The sequence below is a fragment of the Flavobacterium sp. TMP13 genome (assembly GCF_050847115.1).
In the GTDB taxonomy this organism is placed as follows: Bacteria; Bacteroidota; Bacteroidia; order Flavobacteriales; family Flavobacteriaceae; genus Flavobacterium.
The window spans coordinates 3,230,321-3,248,164 of sequence record NZ_CP193656.1; the positions used below are offsets into that span (position 1 = coordinate 3,230,321).

Sequence of the window (17,844 nt, forward strand, 5' to 3'; positions counted from 1 at the left end):
TCCTTGAAAAAATAATAAAAATTATTCCAGCTGAAAAATAAAAGATTCTAAAGGTTGCATTTCAATTTGAAGCATTCCAACTCCATTTTTTACTAGTAAATTAGTATTGTTTTTTGGATACAACTGATCTTTCATCTGGTAGGCTCCATCTTTTAAATTCCATTTTAAAATTAAGTCAGACGGAAATATTAAATCAAATTTTATATTTTCTTCAGAATCAAAATTAGTAACAACAAGTAATTTTTGCTTAGTAGACCAACGTGCGAACGAATATACATTTTGAGGATAAGCCGCTGAATTAATTCTGTTGTAGGTTTGAATTTCTTGGTAATCGCCCATCAATGCAGGACTAGAAATTGTAAAATTCAGCAATCTCTTATAAAAATCACGCAATTCTTTTTCAGCTGTTGTTAATTGTGTTCCATCAAATTTACCCTTGCTCATCCAACGTTGATGATTAGGAACGCCGATGTAATCAAAAATTGATGTTCGAGATTCCGTTCCAAAACCCGCATTTTCGGCTGCCTTTTCACCTACTTCTTGTCCAAAGTAAATCATTGTTGGCGACGTACTCACGGTTGCCGAATACACCATCATTGGTTTACCTTTTTCTGCATTTCCTGCAAATTCTGGACTTGCAATACGCTGCTCGTCGTGGTTTTCTACAAAGTGCAACATCTGATGTTCAATATCACTCATTTCTTTTTGTATCCAACTCAATCCATCTGGATTTGATTTTCCGTGAATTACGTCTTTCAATTTATCATACGTTTCGACTTTATCATACAAATAATCCATTTTTCCTAAATGAATGTAATTGCGGTATTCCTTCGGATTATAAACTTCAGCCATTAAAAAAGCGTTTGGATTTTTTACTTTAATCGCCGAATTCATATAGCTCCAAAACTCATACGGAACCATTTCTGCCATATCGTATCGAAACCCGTCTACTCCTTTATCGATCCAATACAAAGCAATGTCTTTAAACTTTTTCCAAGAATCTGGCACGTCTTTGCTTTTCCAAAAATTAAAATGCTCTTGATAGTTTTTCTTTTCAAAACCCACAGGTAATTCTGAAAAATCTTTAGTTCCATCAGGACGAACGCCATAATTTACTTTTACAGTTTCGTACCAATCATTAAGATCAGGCTTTGTTTTTCGGGATCCATTTCCCGTCCATTTTGCAGGATATTCGTCAAATTCCCCATCAATCAGCGGGTTGCTTTCTTGATTTAACGGCACATCTCCATCCGGAATTTCAAATGCTTCATTGGGAATATAATAGAAGTTATTGTTACGTTTGTATTCCACGGAAGTGTCGTCATTTTTTCCAAAATCAACCACTCCATCAGGATTTGTTTTTCCGTCGTACTTACGAGCGATGTGATTGGGAACAATATCTATAATAACCTTTAAATCGGCTTTGTGTGTTCGCGAAATTAGTGCTTCAAATTCTTGCAAACGATTTTTTGGATGTACAGCCAAATCTGGATTTACATTGTAGTAATCTTTAACCGCATAAGGCGAGCCCGCTCGACCTTTTACGACTTCTGGATCATCATTAGAAATGCCTAAAGAAGTATAATCAGTAACTACGGCGTGATGTGGAACGCCAGTATACCAAACATAAGTCACACCCAACTCTTTAATTTCTTGCAATGCTTTTTGATTAAAATCATCAAACTTACCTACTCCATTTTCTACAATTGTTCCCCACGGCTTATTGTTTGTATTTTGATTACCAAACAAACGGGTAAAAACCTGATAGACGACAATTTTTTGATTTTTAGACTCAGAATCTTTCTCGGATACAATTGTATTTTGCTGGGTTTTACAGCCTGATGTAAGGAGTAAGACAGAAAGTGGTACGTATAGTAATTTGTGCATAATTTTTTGACTTGGAAATAATTAATAGTTTTAAAATTAAACTTTATTTTCAGATTGGATTGCACTCCACGAGCATAAACCTTTTTAAAGGCTACTTTTCTCGCACTACAACGAGAGAGTGATTGATTTTGTTAATAATTTAAAGGCAGACAATTCCAAAATCAATTATAAATAATTCCTAATTAACAGCGGGGTTGATTGGTTTTTGTTAAATTTGACAAAAATCTAAAAACGTTGAAAAAAATACTTTTTTTACTCTTTTTTGTTTCGCTACTGCTAAAGCTTAATTTTTCTTTCGCGCAAGCGCCAGCACCGAAAAAAATAAATATTGAGCATTCTGATTATGCTGATATGAATCAGACTGAAATTCCCGATGCTTTTTTACTAACTGGAAATGTAAAAGTGAGTCATGATGGTGTGGTTTTAACTTGTAATAAGGCTTATTTTTTTCAGAAGGAAAATTACCTAAAAGCGTTCGGAAATGTGCAATTAGTGCAAGGGGACACCTTATTTTTAAACAGCAAATATGCCGAGTACAACGGAAATGTAAAGAAAGCTTTTGCAACAGGTAATCCTGTAATGACTTCGCCTGATGCCACTTTAGAATCAGATACCATAAATTTTGATCGAAATATTCAGCAAGTATATTACAATACCAAAGGAACCATTGTCAACAAAGACAATACCTTGGTTAGTAAAGCTGGTCGCTATTTCGTGAAAGAAAAAAAGTTTATATTTTTAGATAAGGTGGTAATTACCAATCCGACCTACGTTATAAAATCCAATCATTTGGATTATTACACCAATTCGGGTCATACTTATTTATCAGGACCTTCTACAATTACTAGTAAGACCAATTATATTTATACAGAGAAAGGTTTTTACGATACCAAGAAAAACGTAGCACACTTGCTCAGAAAATCGTACATCAAATACGACGATCGACGTATTGAAGGCGATAGTCTGTTTTACAATAGAAATACCGAATTTGCGTCTGCTACTCGAAATGTAAAAATTACCGATTCTATTAATCGTGGCGTTGTAAAAGGACATTATGCCGAAGTGTACAAGCAAAAAGATTCGATGTTTGTGACTAAAAGAGCCGTTGCGATCAATTTTGTAGATAACGATTCCGTTTACATTCATGGAAAAAAACTAATGGTTACAGGCAAAGAAGACAATCGTATCATTCGTGCTTACAATAATGTTCGTTTTTATAAAACGGATATGAGCGGAAAATGTGACTCCATCCATTCGAGCGCCAAAACAGCTTTAACTAAATTAATTGGAAGCCCAATATTATGGAATGGCGAAAGTCAAATTACGGGAGACAGAATGCATCTTGTTGGTGACAACACAACAAAAAAAATTGATTCTCTCAAAGTTTTAAACAATACTTTTATAGTGTCAAGAGACACTTTAGGAACTGGATTCAATCAGGTAAAGGGTCTCAATTTATTCGGGAAGTTTAAAGAAGGTAAACTACACGATGTAGATGTGGTAAAAAATACCGAGGTTATTTATTATATGAGAAATGACGCCAATGAACTTATTGGAATAAATAAAAATAAGAGCAGTAAGATTAATATGATTTTGGAAGATAATGCAGTGGAAACTATTACGTTTTTCAATAACGTAGATGGTGATATTTTCCCGGAGGCCGACTTACCCGAAAGTGCTAGAAAATTGCGAGGTTTAGTCTGGCGCGGAGACGAACGCATCAAATCAAAAGACGATATTTTTTCGGAAGAAGAAAACCAGATGAATGATAAAATGATTGCAGAAGGAAAAAAAGAAGCAAGCAAAGAGAATACTCCAATGAAGATTAGGAAAGAGACTAAAAATTACGATAAAAAGAAAGGGAAGAAATAAGTCGTACGTATTAAGTATTAATTGTAATTTATTAACTGATTGTTTTTACGATTAAACATAAAATTCTTGTCCTATAAAAAGTCTTTGTAACTTTGCCCCTTTAAAAATAGCACCTCAAAATAATGAACTCCGATTTTATAAAATACCAAGCACAAACCTCTCCTTATCCTTTAGGAATGGAGGTTTCATACGCCAAAGGATCCTATATATACGATACGAATAATAAAAAATATTTAGACTTTGTAGCCGGAGTTTCAGCTTGTACTTTAGGACATCAAAATTTACGAGTAAATCAGGCTATAAAAGATCAATTGGATAAATATTCGCATGTGATGGTTTATGGTGAATACTCGCAAAGCCCAGCAGTAGAATATTGCAAATTGATGGCGTCGCTCCTACCAGAAACTTTAAATAAAACCTATCTGGTCAATTCTGGCACCGAAGCGATTGAAGGCGCTTTAAAACTGGCACGACGAGTAACAGGTCGTAGTCAGCTTATTTCGTGCTTTGATGCCTATCATGGCAATACCATGGGCTCTATGAGTGTAATGGGAAAAGAAGAGCGCAAGCAAGCATTTCGTCCTTTATTGCCAGATGTTGCTTTTATCACCTTTAATAATGAAGCTGATTTAGAAAAAATAACAACAAAAACTGCTGGAGTTCTTCTCGAAACCATACAAGGTGGAGCAGGATTTATTCAGCCAGAAAACAACTATCTGCAAAAAGTACGTGAACGTTGTGATGCCGTTGGCGCCATGATGATTTTAGATGAAATTCAGCCTGGATTTGGTCGTACTGGAAAATTATTTGGATTTCAAAATTACGATGTCATTCCAGATATTGTGGTTATGGGCAAAGGAATGGGTGGCGGAATGCCTGTTGGTGCCTTTACCGCTTCCTCAGAAAAAATGGACTTACTAACTGATAATCCTAAACTCGGACACATAACCACCTTTGGAGGTCATCCTGTCATTGCGGCAGCTTGTTTGGCAACCTTGCAAGAAATTACCGAGACTAGTTTGATGTCAGATGCTTTATCAAAAGAAAAACTGTTCCGATCCCTTTTGGTACACCCTTTGATAACGGAAGTCAGAGGCAAAGGTTTAATGCTTGCAGCAATGACCGAAACAGCCGAAATTACCAATCAAGTAATTTTAAATTGTCAAGATAAAGGTCTGATTTTGTTTTGGTTATTATTTGAAGGTTGTGCCATTAGAATCACTCCTCCGTTGACCATTTCAGAGACAGAAATTAAACAAGGTTGCGCTATCATCTTGCACGTTATGGATGAAATTTTAGAACAACAAAAAGCAAAGTAAAATCAAAGAAAGTTGGCTGACGAATAATTTTAAAGCTAATTTTAATTCAATAATAAAAGAAACGTTCCGCATTGTTAATTAAATTGTTCAAAACAATTCAATCTTTAATTTTTTAAGACAATCTGGTTGCCTAACTTTAGGTTGGGCTAATTTCAAAAAAACAGAGTATGCAGTTAAGCAACGAAGAAGAAGATTATAACCTATCTCTATCCAAATTTGAGTCGATGTTAAAAACTAACAAAGTGCTCTTTTTTGATTCTGAAGAATTTGAAGAAATCATTCTTCATTATTTAGACATGGGAAAGGCTAATTTAGCAAAAAAGGCCTTAAAGTTAGCACTAGATCAACATCCTAAATCTACCGGCTTAAAATTAGTTCAAGTAGAAATGCTAGTGTATGACGACAAACTCGAACTGGCAGAGAAACTCTTAAATGAGTTGTATGCGATAGAACCGACGAACGAGGAAATTTACATTCAAAAAGCCAACATCTGTTCTAAACGCGATCAACATGAAAAAGCAGTTGAATTGCTAAATATTGCTTTAGAATATACTGATGACTATGCGGATGTCTATAACTTAATTGGTATGGAGTATCTTTTTATGGATAATTTAGAGATGGCAAAAGACAGTTTTATTAAATGTTTAGAAGAAGATTTAGAAGACCAATCGGCCTTGTATAATGTGGTGTACTGTTTTGAATTTTTAGATCAAAATCAAGAAGCCATTGCGTATTTGAATAAATATATTGATAAAAACCCATACAGCGAGATTGCTTGGCACCAAATGGGCCGTTTGCATTATGGTGTAAAAGAATATGAAAATGCCATTCGTGCTTTTGATTATGCAACCTTAATTGATGACGAATTTTTGGGCGCTTTTATGGAGCGAGCCAAAGCTTACGAACGTCTTAAAAAATATTCTGAAGCAATTGAAAGTTACAACCGTACAATTGAGTTAGACGATGCCACTTCTTACGCCTTACTGCGCATTGGAAAGTGTTACGAACGTTTAGGCAACAATGTACTTGCTTTAAAATATTACAATAAAACGGTTCATGAAGATCCTCTTTTAGACAAAGGTTGGATTGCCATAACTGATTTTTATGTGCGCCAGAAGAACTATCAAAAAGCCTTATTTTTTGTCAATAAAGCCTTGGCTATTGACAATCAAAATCGCATGTATTGGAAGCGCTACGCAACGATTAACAAACACATGAACTTGTTCGAAGAGGCTGAATTTGGTTTTAGAAAAGCAGTTGAATTTGGTGATCACGCATTAGATACGTGGTTGTTTTGGGTAGATATTCTACAATTTTTGGGAGAATTTGATAGCGCCGTGCAAACATTGTTACAAGCAACTGAATATTTTCCAGAAGAAAATGAAATTGAATATCGTTTGGCTGGATTGTATTTTATGTTGCAAGAATTGACCAAAGCAAAGTTTCATTTGAGCAATGCGTTGCGATTGAACTTTGATAACTATATCTTGATAGAAGATTTATTTCCAGTAGTTTGGACTAAAAAATCAGTTCAAAATTACATTTCCAAACACAAAAAATAAATATGAGTACTATTTTAAGAAGGCGTTATGGTCTTTTAGGACGTAATATTGACTATTCATTTTCGAAAGGTTATTTTACTAATAAATTTGAAGGTGAAGTTTTTAAAGGTTGCAGTTACGAGAACTTTGATATTTCTGAAATTAATTATTTTACCGAATTGATAAAAAATAATCCCGATTTAAATGGGATGAATGTTACGATTCCATATAAACAACAAGTGATTCCTTTTTTAGATAAAATGTCTAAAAAAGCAAGTCAAATTGGTGCAGTAAACACCATTAAATTTACTAAAAAAGGAAAATTAAAAGGATATAATACCGATTGTCACGGATTTAAAAAGTCTTTAAAGCCTTTGTTGCAATCGCATCACAAAAAAGCTTTAATTCTTGGTACGGGTGGCGCGTCTAAGGGAGTTGCTTTTGCACTGGATGAGTTGGGTATTTTATACACTTTTGTTTCTCGTGAAGCCAGAGAAGACGTTATTGACTATAGTTTAATTAACGCTACGACTTTTGATAATTATCAAATCATAATTAACTGTACACCAGTTGGAACCAGTCCAAATATAGAACTTGCTCCCGATTTACCCTACGAGTTTTTTACAGAAAAACACATTGCTTTTGATTTAATTTATAACCCAGCAGAAACAGAGTTTTTAAAACGCGCCAAATCAAAAGGAGCTACTACTAAAAATGGATATGATATGTTGGTTTTTCAAGCCGAAAAAGCGTGGCAAATCTGGAACAGATAACCATTGATCGTAAAAAAACTGAAACCTTCTTACTACAGAAGGTTTTTTTATGACTTAAAAATAAATACTTTTAAGATATAAAAATAATAGTCAACTGTGTTCTTTCCAACTCAAATTATAATGAGTATACATTTACATTCCTCAACTAGATCCGATTAATTCTATACCGCTCTGTCGGATCGAATAGTACTTTAATCTAGACGTGAAAATTCAATAAAAAATCGCAAAAAGAGGTATTTAACCGATTACTAATTAAACACATAGCTATTTAATTCTCAAATCGCTAAATACCTTGTGAAACAATAACAGATTCATCCTAAATTGTCTTATAATTAACACTTTTGTTTTGTATTTTAAAACTGCTTTATTATCTTTCGGTCAAATAATTAAATAAAACCTTAAACATTAATTACGATGTTAGAAGAAACGAATGATAACCTGCCACAAGCAGACGGAAACTACGATCGAGAAAAAGCACCTTCTGTGCAAACTGACCCTGCAGACGATTCTGTACTTAACAATGTACTTGCTGTAGGTGAAGATGGGGATGTACTGAAAAAAAAATCAGCACAAGATGCGATTGATGATTCTAATGCAGAAGAAAGCGAAGATGAAACACTTAAAGAACGTCATACGCTTCCGATGAAAGATTACGGAACTTTTTCTTTAGAGCAATTAGTGGATGCCTTAAAAGAACTGGTTGTTACCGATACAGTAATGTCGATTAAAGAGCATGTAGATGAGATAAAGAAAGCATTTACGGTAGAATTCAATCATTTAATTGAAGAGAAAAAAGAAGAGTTTAACGCTGAAAACACCGATTCAAATGAAGAATTTGAGTACCACTCTCCATTAAAATCAAAATTTGATGAAGCGTATAGCGTTTATAAAACAAAACTAAATACACATTTTAAAAGTCTTCAGACCAATTTAAAAGGTAATTTAGAAGATCGCTTAGCTATTGTAGAAGAGCTAAAAAACTTAATTAACCCGCAAGAAAACATAAAAGATACGCTTAAGCATTTTAACGAACTGAGAGAACGTTGGAAAAATGCTGGACCTATCCCAAAAGATAAATACAACCACGTTTGGAACAACTTTCACTTTCACGTAGAGAATTTTTATGATTATTTACACTTAGATCGAGAAGCGCGTGACTTAGATTTTAAACACAATTTAGACCAAAAGCAAAAAATTATTGCACGCGTCGAAGAATTAACACAAGAAGCTGACGTAAATAAAGCATTTAGAGAATTGCAAGATTTACATCGCATGTGGAAAGAAGATATTGGACCCGTTTCTAAAGATCATCGTGATGAGATTTGGAATCAGTTTAGTGAGTTAACTAAAAAAATTCACGATAAACGTGAGGTTTTATTTGAGAATTTAAAAGAATTAGAAGTTGAAAATCTAATTAAAAAGAAGGAAGTAATTGTAAAACTAGATCAATTAGCAATCGAAAAAGTGAATACACATTCGCAGTGGTTAGCACAAATTGATAAGGTAGAAGCGTTGCGTTCTGATTTTTTTGCTATCGGAAAAGTTCCTACCGAGGTGAACGAAGCGACTTGGGCAGGTTTTAAATCGGCTGTTCGAAAATTTAATTCTTTAAAAAATTCGTTCTACAAAGAAATTAAAAAAGACCAAACAGACAATTTGAATAAAAAAATGGCTTTGGTCGAAAAAGCGAAAGCTTTACGAGAAAGTACCGACTATTCTAGCTCTACTCCTGTTATGAAAAAAATTCAGGACGAATGGAAACAAATTGGCCATGTTCCTCGAAAATATTCAGATAAAATCTGGAAAGAATTCAAAGAAGCTTGTAATCATTATTTTGACAATCTAAAAGAACATAAAAGCGAAGAAAACAGTGAAGAAGTAGAATCTTTCGATAAAAAGAAAGCCTATTTAGAAACTTTGCGTTCTTTTGAAATGACAGGCGATCATAAAATCGACTTAGATGCGATCAAAATGCATATTGAAAATTGGAAACAATTAGGAAAGGTTCCGTTTTCAAGACGTCATATCGAAGGCAAATTCAATAAGATTTTGGATGCTCTTTTTGAAAAATTAAGTTTGAGTAAGAAAGAAACAGACATGCTCCGTTTCACCAACCGAATTGATTCTTTGTCAGAGAATAATGATACACGCAAATTAGATAACGAGAAAATTTTCTTGATGCGAAAAATTGATGAAGTACAAAACGAAATTTTTCAATTGGAAAATAATATTCAGTTTTTTACAAATACAAAAAATGCTAAAAAAGAAAATTCAATTGTTTTAGAAGTGCGTAAAAATATTGCTGTTCATAAAGAAGGACTGGCTGTTTTAAAAGACAAACTACACCAATTGAGAGAATTAGATCAATAAACTAAAAATATGATTTTATAGAAGCGAGGTACATGTGCCTCGCTTTTTGTTTTCAATAACTTTTCTAATTAGCATTTTTTTCTTTAAAACTGTAGTGTGTTTAACGACCGGATAAATTGATTGTATGCAAACTGCGACTTAATTACAACTAAAGATTTCCGTCAATCGTCTATTATAGTATAAAATTAAAAGCTTTACCTCTTTTACATGTAAATTCTCTAATCGATGCTTACCTTTGCCAAAAAAAAATCATCATGTCAAATATATATTTAGGATATCATTTTACAATTGAACCAAGAGAATTAGGTTCAGAAATACTTATTGCTGAACTGGGCGAGAAAGCTTTTGAAAGCTTTACTGAAACTGAAACTGGTATTTCTGCTTTTGTAAAAAAGGATTTGTGGGATGAGAATATTCTTGACGATATTTTTATTTTAACCTCTGATGAATTTACAATTACGTACACTTTTGAAGAAATTGATCAAGTAAATTGGAATGAAGAATGGGAGAAAAATTTTGAGCCGATTGACGTAGACGGAAAATGCCACGTTCGCGCTCCTTTTCATCCAAAAACGACTGCAGAATATGATATTATCATTGAACCTAAAATGAGTTTTGGAACGGGTCATCATGAAACAACACATATGATGATTCAACATTTGCTAGAAACTGATGTAACCGGAATGAAAACGCTAGACATGGGCTGCGGAACCGCAATTTTAGCAATTTTAGCAGAAATGAAAGGAGCACAACCTACAGATGCGATCGACATTGACAATTGGTGTTATCTTAATTCAATTGAGAATGTAGAGCGCAATAAATGTAAACAAATTACCGTTTACGAAGGAGATGCTGCGATGTTAGCCGGTAAAAACTATGATCTTATTATTGCTAACATTAACAGAAATATTTTGTTGAATGACATGCAAAGTTACGTCGCTTGTTTAAATCCAAAAGGAACCTTGCTTCTAAGTGGTTTTTATGAAGAAGACATACCATTTATCGATGCTTCTTGCACAGAAAAAGGATTGACGTATGTTAAAAAATTTCAAAGAAACAATTGGGTATCTTTAAAATATGTAAATTCGTAAAACATTCATTAACAGTATGAGAACTTTACAATGAGTACTAAAGAAAAAGTAAGAGAACGCGTTCGCGAAAAGGAATCGGTTGATTTTAATAACGAAATAATTATATACAATGACGATGTTAATACATTTGATCATGTGATAGATACTTTAATGCGCGTTTGCAGTCACACACCCGAACAAGCCGAACAATGTTCGCTTATCATTCATTATAACGGTAAATGCACTGTTAAAACAGGAACTTTAGATAAACTGAAACCGCAATGTTCGCAACTTCTCGACGCAGGTCTGAGTGCCGAGATCGTTTAAACTCTACTATTTTAAAAAAAGAGTCTATTTTATTCTATATTTGATTAAAATAGACTCTTTTTTCATGGAAGAATACGGTAAATTACTCATCATTACGATGCCTATTTTTTTGACTCTCATAGTGATTGAGAAATTATATGGCTGGTACAAAAAAGAAGATCATACACCGATAATTGACAGTGTTGCAAGTATTAATTCTGGAATCACTAATTCAGTAAAAGACATTCTTGGAATCAGCATTACGTTACTTTCTTATGAGTGGATGGTCTCTAAAGTGGCGTTCTTTCCTGTTGAAAATACACTTGCAATTTACCTGATTGCCTTTATCGCAATCGATTTTTATGGTTATTGGAGTCATAGACTAGCGCATCAAATAAATTTTTTATGGAATAAACACGCCATACATCACAGTAGTGAAGAGTTTAATTTGGCTTGTGCTTTGCGACAACCCATTGCAAGTTTGACTAATCTATTTATTTTTTTACTCTTTCCAGCAGCACTTTTAGGTGTTCCTGCAACTGTAATCGCACTTATATTGCCCTTGCATTTATTTTTGCAATTTTGGTACCATACCAGATACATCAAAAAATTAGGGTTTCTGGAAAATATTTTAGTAACGCCCTCTCATCATCGCGTACATCATGCTATCAATTCAGAATACCTAGATCGAAACCATGGCCAAATATTTATTTTCTGGGATAAAATTTTCGGAACTTTTCAAGAAGAACTCGACACAGTTCCTCCAGTTTTTGGCATTACAAGACCTGCGCAAACGTGGAATCCGATAAAGATTAATTTTCAACACCTGACTTTATTAGTTAAAGACGCATGGCGCGCCGAACATTGGAATGACAAATTAAGCATTTGGTTTAAGCCAACAGGATGGAGACCTGAAAATTTTGAAGAAAAATATCCCGTTGTAAAGATTGAAGACGTTTATAATTTTGAAAAATACGGTTTAAAAAATTCTAGAAAATTAGAGTATTGGTCCATTATTCAAATGCTAATTACTTTATTATTCGTAACTTATTTGTTCTCTAATATTGCGACAATTGGTTTTCCACAGATTTTCGTGTATGGTTTTTTTATTTTGGTAAGCATATACAGTGCTTCCGAATTATTGGACAAGAGCGCCGGAGCTGTTTTCTGGGAATTTACTAGACTAGTTTTGGCCGTAAGCGTAATCGTTATTTTTAAAGATTGGTTCGGTTTAAACACAGTTTTTACAGGAAGTAGCTACATAGTAATTGTCTACTGCTTACTATCCACTCTTGTTGCATTTTATTTTATGAAGAACGAGTTTCAACTACAGAAAAAATTATAATTGCTTAAATAACAACTATGAATCAAAAATTATTTTTTAAAGGTTACATCGTAATTAGTAGTATCTATTTAATTCTGGTTCTTTTTGGATTAGAAAATACCGCTTGGTTCTTGAAACCTGTGCTATTGCCTTTTTTAATTTTAGGCGTTTATTGTGCTCCACATTTTACAACTAAAAGACTATTACTTGTTGGTTTGATACTTTCTTGGTTAGGTGATATTTTACTATTATTTGAAGAAGTAAAAGACATTTATTTTATACTCGGGTTACTTTCATTTTTGGTAGCGCACATAAGCTATACTTTAGTATTCAAAAAACAAAAAGAGAACTTGAACCACAAAAAGGAACTTCTTTACGGAATTGGTTTAACTATAATTGTAGTGTATCTAATTACTTTATTGACTTTACTTTTCCCGACTTTAGCAGATTTAAAGATTCCCGTTATTATTTATTCAATCGTTATCTCAGTAATGCTGTTGTTTGCTTTTAAAGGCTATTTTGTATGGAAATCGCCCGAAAATAAAATTATATTAGTGGGAGCAATTATTTTTGTTGCCTCAGACAGTATTTTAGCAATTGATAAATTTTATGAGCCTGTAGAAAAAGCTACATTTTGGATCATGAGCACCTACTTAATTGCCCAATATCTAATAAGTACCAGCATTGTAGATTTAAATAAAAAAAAATAATGTGTTCCTTAATTTATAATACAATCCATTGCTTCGCTGCTAGTAATGAATCGTTCGCAAAAACACGTACTTCACAGGGCATCAAATAACTAAAAAATTTGACAAAAGTATTGATGGTTCGATGATTTGAAACTAACGCTACTTTGTCCCATTGTGCCAAATGTTTCATTCCAATTTTTGAATCGTCAATCATTGCGGAAACATCAAAATTTTCAAAATTTTCTGCTAACTGATAAATTATTTTAATTTTTTCATTCTGTTCTAAAAGCTTATCTACAGCAGGAATTAACACAGTTTCATAATCATCTGGTGTAATTTTTCCTTCAGCAACAATGCCTAAAACATCGTCAGGCAAGTCAGACATTAGTTTCATCATAATACAAGTTTTTTCAGGTTTTACTCACTTTATTCTTATAAATTTAAAACAAATATGTGAAACCTCAGAAATTAATTACTTTATAAATCAATATTCTACCATTAAAAGTGCAAGTATTAGCCTTATTTTTGTATTACATTATTGAAAATCCTTTATTAGTATGAAAAAAATTAGTATTACCATTTTCTGCCTTATCGTTTTAGCTTCGTGCGTTAGTTCAAAATCAACCCTCAAGAATGTAGATGATAACGCACCCAATTTAACATTATCCAAAAATAATACTTTTGTAATTACGGAGTTTTGTACAGACAAAAAATACGGCTATGATAAAGATTATCCGATCAACATCTTTTTTAGAACTACTCGTGACGAATTAGCGAACGAGAAAAGATTTTTAGAAGCATTAGCAGGACCAAAAGGAGAAGCGATTGCCTATACAAAATTAGAAAGTTGTTGTCCTTTTCCATCTAAAAGAAGTGACATGGGAGCTGGTTTTTTAGACGTTTATGAAGTAAAATGGGAGGGACAGAAAAAGCCCATTATACTATATCTAAATATTTATGAAAAAGGAATTTTAATGGTTCCAGTCGGCCTGACTTTGCGTAAATAAGTAACAGCATTCGCTTCCTAAATAAATCCTAATTACTAGACCTTAAGTGATAAATCCTAATTACCTTTGCACACTCAAAAACTCTTATTATGAACATACACCATATTCCACAAATTAAGCATACAGAAAGCGGAAATTTCTTTTTATTAGCAGGACCTTGCGCGATCGAAAGTGAAGAAATGGCTCTTCGAATTGCTGAAAAATTAGTTGGTATTACAGATTCATTACAAATTCCATTTGTTTTTAAAGGTTCGTTTAAAAAAGCTAATCGTTCTCGAATTGATAGTTTTTCTGGAATTGGAGATGAAAAGGCATTAAAAATATTACGAAAAGTATCAGAAACTTTTCATGTTCCTACCGTTACCGATATTCATACCAATGAAGATGCAGCTATGGCAGCTGAATATGTAGATGTTTTGCAAATTCCTGCTTTTTTAGTTCGTCAAACTGATTTGGTTGTCGCTGCGGCAAATACCGGAAAAGTGGTGAATTTGAAAAAAGGACAATTTATGAGTCCAGAAAGCATGAAACATGCCGTACAAAAAGTATTGGATTGCCAAAACGAAAACGTAATGGTTACCGATCGCGGAACGATGTTTGGATACCAAGACATGATTGTAGATTACCGTGGTATTCCGACAATGCAACAGTACGCAACAACCGTTTTAGACGTTACGCATTCTTTACAACAACCCAACCAAACAGCGGGGGTTACAGGTGGTCGACCAGACATGATTGAGACCGTTGCCAAAGCTGGTATTGCAGTTGGTGTGGACGGTATTTTTATCGAAACTCATTTTGATCCCGCTAATGCCAAAAGCGACGGTGCTAATATGTTGCACCTGGATTATTTTGAAGGTTTGATGAAGAAATTAGTTGCCATCAGAAAAACCATAAATCAATTTTAATTTCACTTTTTTTCAGTTTAAAATTAAATACCACAACATTGAAAACAAAATTTTTAGTATTAACATTTTTCGCTTTGAACTTTTCAACAGCATTATTTGCTCAAGATGAAATTGATGTTCAGCAAAAATACACCGCTCACAACAAGGGAAAATTCTTTGTAATGTGGGGCGGGAATAGAGAAACCTTTACCGATTCTGATGTTCATTTTAGAGGTACAGATTATAATTTTACGGTTCATAATATGTCGGCTCACGACAAACCAAAAGGTTGGCACGTAGATTATATTAATCCTGCGCGAATGACGATCCCACAAACAAATTTACGTTTGGGTTATTTTTTTAGCGACCATTATAGCGTAACAATTGGTGTGGATCACATGAAATATGTGATGACTCAAAATCAAATTGCAAGTGTTTCGGGAACTGTAAATTTGCCAGCTGATGCTGCAGGATCAGTGCACAATGGTGTCTATAATGATACTCCAATTCCATTTGAGGACGGAACTTTTTTAAAATTTGAGCATACAGACGGCTTGAATTACGTGCATACCGAAATTTCGCGCTTTGACGATATCTCGAGGTGGTTTGGACTTCCTAACATTGATAAAGTACAGATTAATCTAACCGAAGGCGTTGGTGTTGGTGTTTTATATCCAAAAACAAATACAACTTTATTGGGTAAAGACCGAAATGATGCTTTTCATGTTTCTGGTTTTGGGACTTCTTTAAAAGCAGGTTTAAATGTGACATTTTTTAAACATTTTTATGTGCAAGGAGAGGTTAAAGGTGGATACATAAATATGCAAGACATTCGCACTACCGCTAGCTCTGATGACAAAGCTTCACAAGATTTTTTCTTCTTTCAAAAGATTATAGCTTTTGGGGGGATTTTTAGGATCTAAACTTAAAATATTTTACATAAAAAAGCAACATTTAAAAATTATTAAATGTTGCTTTTTTATTTTAATACTAATTCCTATATGATCTTAAAATATCTTCTTAGTCAAAAATATTTTTAGTGACTGCATTGACCTAACAAAACCCAAAGAAGAATAAAAACGAAAATTGTTCCGAAACAGCCTCCACCCAATTTTTTTGCACCGTAGCCTGCTAAAAGTCCTCTAAATATATTGTTCATAATAATGTGTTTTAAGGTTAAATGTTTTATTTTAATTAATTACAATTCGATAAAGTAAATTTCGGAATTTAAATTAAGTACATTTTATATAAGATTTAAAAAAAGTTTCAAAATTTCAGCTTATCAATAGAAAGAAAAAAGTATTATATTTAAATTCTATTCAGAGGATAATTCGACTTTATCGCATTAATTCCTAGTAAAGTAAGTTATGAATTAAAGCTCTATTGCTCGCATTTATATCTATAACCTTCAGGAAATTGAGACTGTTAGGTTTCTAAAATCGTAAGTAATAAAAAAGATTTTAAATTTAATAAAACTTTCATTTCGTTGGATAATTTATTGTAATTTACAACTCATTATCCCTCACATTTACAACAAATAGCATCTCAGTTGATTTGACCCTCAAAATCATTCTGACGCCTGTTAACATAAATTTCCTACGTTACTTTTATAATTTTATCCTAAACAAAAGTATGTCTACAACTAATACCACCAAACAAGAAGTTGATTTAGAACGGGCTTTTTCTCTCGAAGATTTTTTTGAAACCTCTCCAGATTTTATGTGCATCGCTGGATTTGATGGGTATTTTAAAAGCATAAATCCTGCGGTTTCCCAACTACTGGGATATTCGGAAGAGGAATTATTTTCCAGACCCATTAATGATTTTATTTTTGAAGCTGATCAAGATAAAACCGCAAGTGCAAGAATAAATTTGACGAAAAAAGTTGGTTTGTTTAATTTTGAAAATCGTTACATATCTAAATCAGGAACTATTATTTGGCTTCACTGGACGTCGCATCCAGTAGAGTTTAAGCAAGTCATTTACGCCATTGGTAAAAATGTAACGGCAAAAAAAGAAGTGGAACTAGAGCGTAAAAAGCATCTAAAAATGCTAACGCAGTCTAATACTGATTTATTAAAGCTCGCTTATGCAAATGCCCATGATTTACGCTCGCCTATTAATAACTTATTGTCGGTTTTTGACTTAATCGATACCACAAAAATTACTGACGGAGAAACGCTAGAGCTGTTAGAAATCGTGGAGCAATCTACACAGAACCTTAAGAAAACGATTACGGAAGCCATGAAAAGCTTGGATAAGAAAAACGCGAACGACAAACAGTTAGAACTACTAAATTTTGAAAGTAGTGCAGAAGATGTCATTACTTCCATACACTCGCTGGTGCATCATTCTCAAGCAAAAATCTCCACTGATTTTACTGATCTTCCAACAATAAAATTTAACAAAGCTGCTTTACATAGCATTTTCCTTAATTTGATAACCAACGCGATCAAATATGCTAAAAGAAATGTTGCGCCAGAAATACACATCAAAACCCAAGAAATTGATGGTGTTAAACAATTAATTATTCAGGATAACGGAATTGGCTTCGATATGTCTGTTGTAAAAGATAAAATTTTTGGACTCCATCAAACCTTTAATTCATACGAGGACAGCACAGGTATTGGTTTGTATTTGGTGTACAACCATGTGATGCACTTGGGCGGAAAAATAGGTTTAGAGAGCGAAGTCGATCAAGGAGCTAAATTTATGATATCCTTCAAGTCTTAAAATTAAATTGTTTTCTAAAAGTAAAAAATCAGGCGAAACGTAAATTTTAGCCTGATTTTTTAATGT

At 33.3% G+C, this 17,844-nt stretch carries 16 protein-coding genes; 13 read left to right on the forward strand and 3 right to left on the reverse strand.

Annotation, left to right across the window (positions count from 1 at the left end; all coding sequences use genetic code 11):
- Positions 1-21: 21 nt before the first annotated feature.
- A complete protein-coding gene (locus ACRASX_RS13955) occupies positions 22-1,887 on the reverse strand; it encodes an alpha-amylase family protein (RefSeq protein WP_432221664.1) in 1,866 nt (621 codons plus the stop codon).
- Between the two features lie 234 nt (positions 1,888-2,121).
- On the opposite strand from ACRASX_RS13955, the gene ACRASX_RS13960 reads away from it, so the two are divergent.
- The 9 genes from ACRASX_RS13960 to ACRASX_RS14000 all read left to right on the forward strand — a co-directional run bounded on the left by ACRASX_RS13960 (position 2,122) and on the right by ACRASX_RS14000 (position 13,172).
- Positions 2,122-3,759, forward strand: coding sequence for an OstA-like protein (locus ACRASX_RS13960; RefSeq protein ID WP_432221665.1), 1,638 nt, complete (start codon positions 2,122-2,124; stop codon positions 3,757-3,759).
- 122 nt (positions 3,760-3,881) lie between these two features.
- Positions 3,882-5,078: an aspartate aminotransferase family protein gene (locus tag ACRASX_RS13965; RefSeq protein ID WP_432221666.1), complete on the forward strand. Its 1,197-nt coding sequence runs from the start codon at positions 3,882-3,884 to the stop codon at positions 5,076-5,078.
- A 167-nt stretch (positions 5,079-5,245) separates the two neighbouring features.
- A complete protein-coding gene (locus tag ACRASX_RS13970) occupies positions 5,246-6,640 on the forward strand; it encodes a tetratricopeptide repeat protein (protein WP_066306835.1) in 1,395 nt (464 codons plus the stop codon).
- A gap of 2 nt (positions 6,641-6,642) precedes the next feature.
- Complete coding sequence (locus tag ACRASX_RS13975) at positions 6,643-7,392, forward strand: shikimate dehydrogenase family protein (protein ID WP_432221667.1); 750 nt, start codon at positions 6,643-6,645, stop codon at positions 7,390-7,392.
- A 414-nt stretch (positions 7,393-7,806) separates the two neighbouring features.
- A complete protein-coding gene (locus ACRASX_RS13980) occupies positions 7,807-9,762 on the forward strand; it encodes a DUF349 domain-containing protein (protein WP_432221668.1) in 1,956 nt (651 codons plus the stop codon).
- Positions 9,763-10,016: 254 nt separating this feature from the next.
- On the forward strand, positions 10,017-10,853 hold the full coding sequence (gene prmA / locus ACRASX_RS13985; RefSeq protein WP_432221669.1) for a 50S ribosomal protein L11 methyltransferase: 837 nt from the start codon (positions 10,017-10,019) through the stop codon (positions 10,851-10,853).
- A gap of 30 nt (positions 10,854-10,883) precedes the next feature.
- The gene (locus ACRASX_RS13990; RefSeq protein ID WP_432221670.1) at positions 10,884-11,159 is read left to right on the forward strand and encodes an ATP-dependent Clp protease adaptor ClpS; all 276 of its coding nucleotides are present in this window, start codon (positions 10,884-10,886) and stop codon (positions 11,157-11,159) included.
- A 64-nt stretch (positions 11,160-11,223) separates the two neighbouring features.
- Positions 11,224-12,483, forward strand: coding sequence for a sterol desaturase family protein (locus ACRASX_RS13995; protein WP_432221671.1), 1,260 nt, complete (start codon positions 11,224-11,226; stop codon positions 12,481-12,483).
- 17 nt (positions 12,484-12,500) lie between these two features.
- Positions 12,501-13,172: a lysoplasmalogenase gene (locus ACRASX_RS14000; protein ID WP_432221672.1), complete on the forward strand. Its 672-nt coding sequence runs from the start codon at positions 12,501-12,503 to the stop codon at positions 13,170-13,172.
- A 13-nt stretch (positions 13,173-13,185) separates the two neighbouring features.
- Here ACRASX_RS14000 and ACRASX_RS14005 read toward each other — a convergent pair whose 3' ends face one another.
- On the reverse strand, positions 13,186-13,548 hold the full coding sequence (locus tag ACRASX_RS14005) for an STAS/SEC14 domain-containing protein (RefSeq protein WP_432221673.1): 363 nt from the start codon (positions 13,546-13,548) through the stop codon (positions 13,186-13,188).
- Positions 13,549-13,708: 160 nt separating this feature from the next.
- Between ACRASX_RS14005 and ACRASX_RS14010 the strand changes: the two genes are divergently transcribed.
- From ACRASX_RS14010 to ACRASX_RS14020, 3 genes are all read left to right on the forward strand, one after another.
- Positions 13,709-14,158, forward strand: coding sequence for a 2-dehydro-3-deoxyphosphooctonate aldolase (locus ACRASX_RS14010; RefSeq protein WP_432221674.1), 450 nt, complete (start codon positions 13,709-13,711; stop codon positions 14,156-14,158).
- 89 nt (positions 14,159-14,247) lie between these two features.
- Positions 14,248-15,066 carry a 3-deoxy-8-phosphooctulonate synthase gene (gene kdsA, locus ACRASX_RS14015; RefSeq protein WP_432221675.1) on the forward strand — a complete coding sequence of 273 codons (819 nt, stop codon included), beginning with the start codon at positions 14,248-14,250 and terminating at the stop codon, positions 15,064-15,066.
- 38 nt (positions 15,067-15,104) lie between these two features.
- Entirely contained in the window at positions 15,105-15,968 is an 864-nt protein-coding gene (locus ACRASX_RS14020) for a hypothetical protein (RefSeq protein ID WP_432221676.1), read from the forward strand.
- Positions 15,969-16,081: 113 nt separating this feature from the next.
- Here ACRASX_RS14020 and ACRASX_RS14025 read toward each other — a convergent pair whose 3' ends face one another.
- Positions 16,082-16,204 carry a hypothetical protein gene (locus ACRASX_RS14025; RefSeq protein ID WP_255357070.1) on the reverse strand — a complete coding sequence of 41 codons (123 nt, stop codon included), beginning with the start codon at positions 16,202-16,204 and terminating at the stop codon, positions 16,082-16,084.
- Between the two features lie 473 nt (positions 16,205-16,677).
- On the opposite strand from ACRASX_RS14025, the gene ACRASX_RS14030 reads away from it, so the two are divergent.
- Positions 16,678-17,778, forward strand: a complete 1,101-nt coding sequence (locus ACRASX_RS14030; protein WP_432221677.1) for a PAS domain-containing sensor histidine kinase — start codon at positions 16,678-16,680, stop codon at positions 17,776-17,778.
- Positions 17,779-17,844 lie beyond the last annotated feature (66 nt).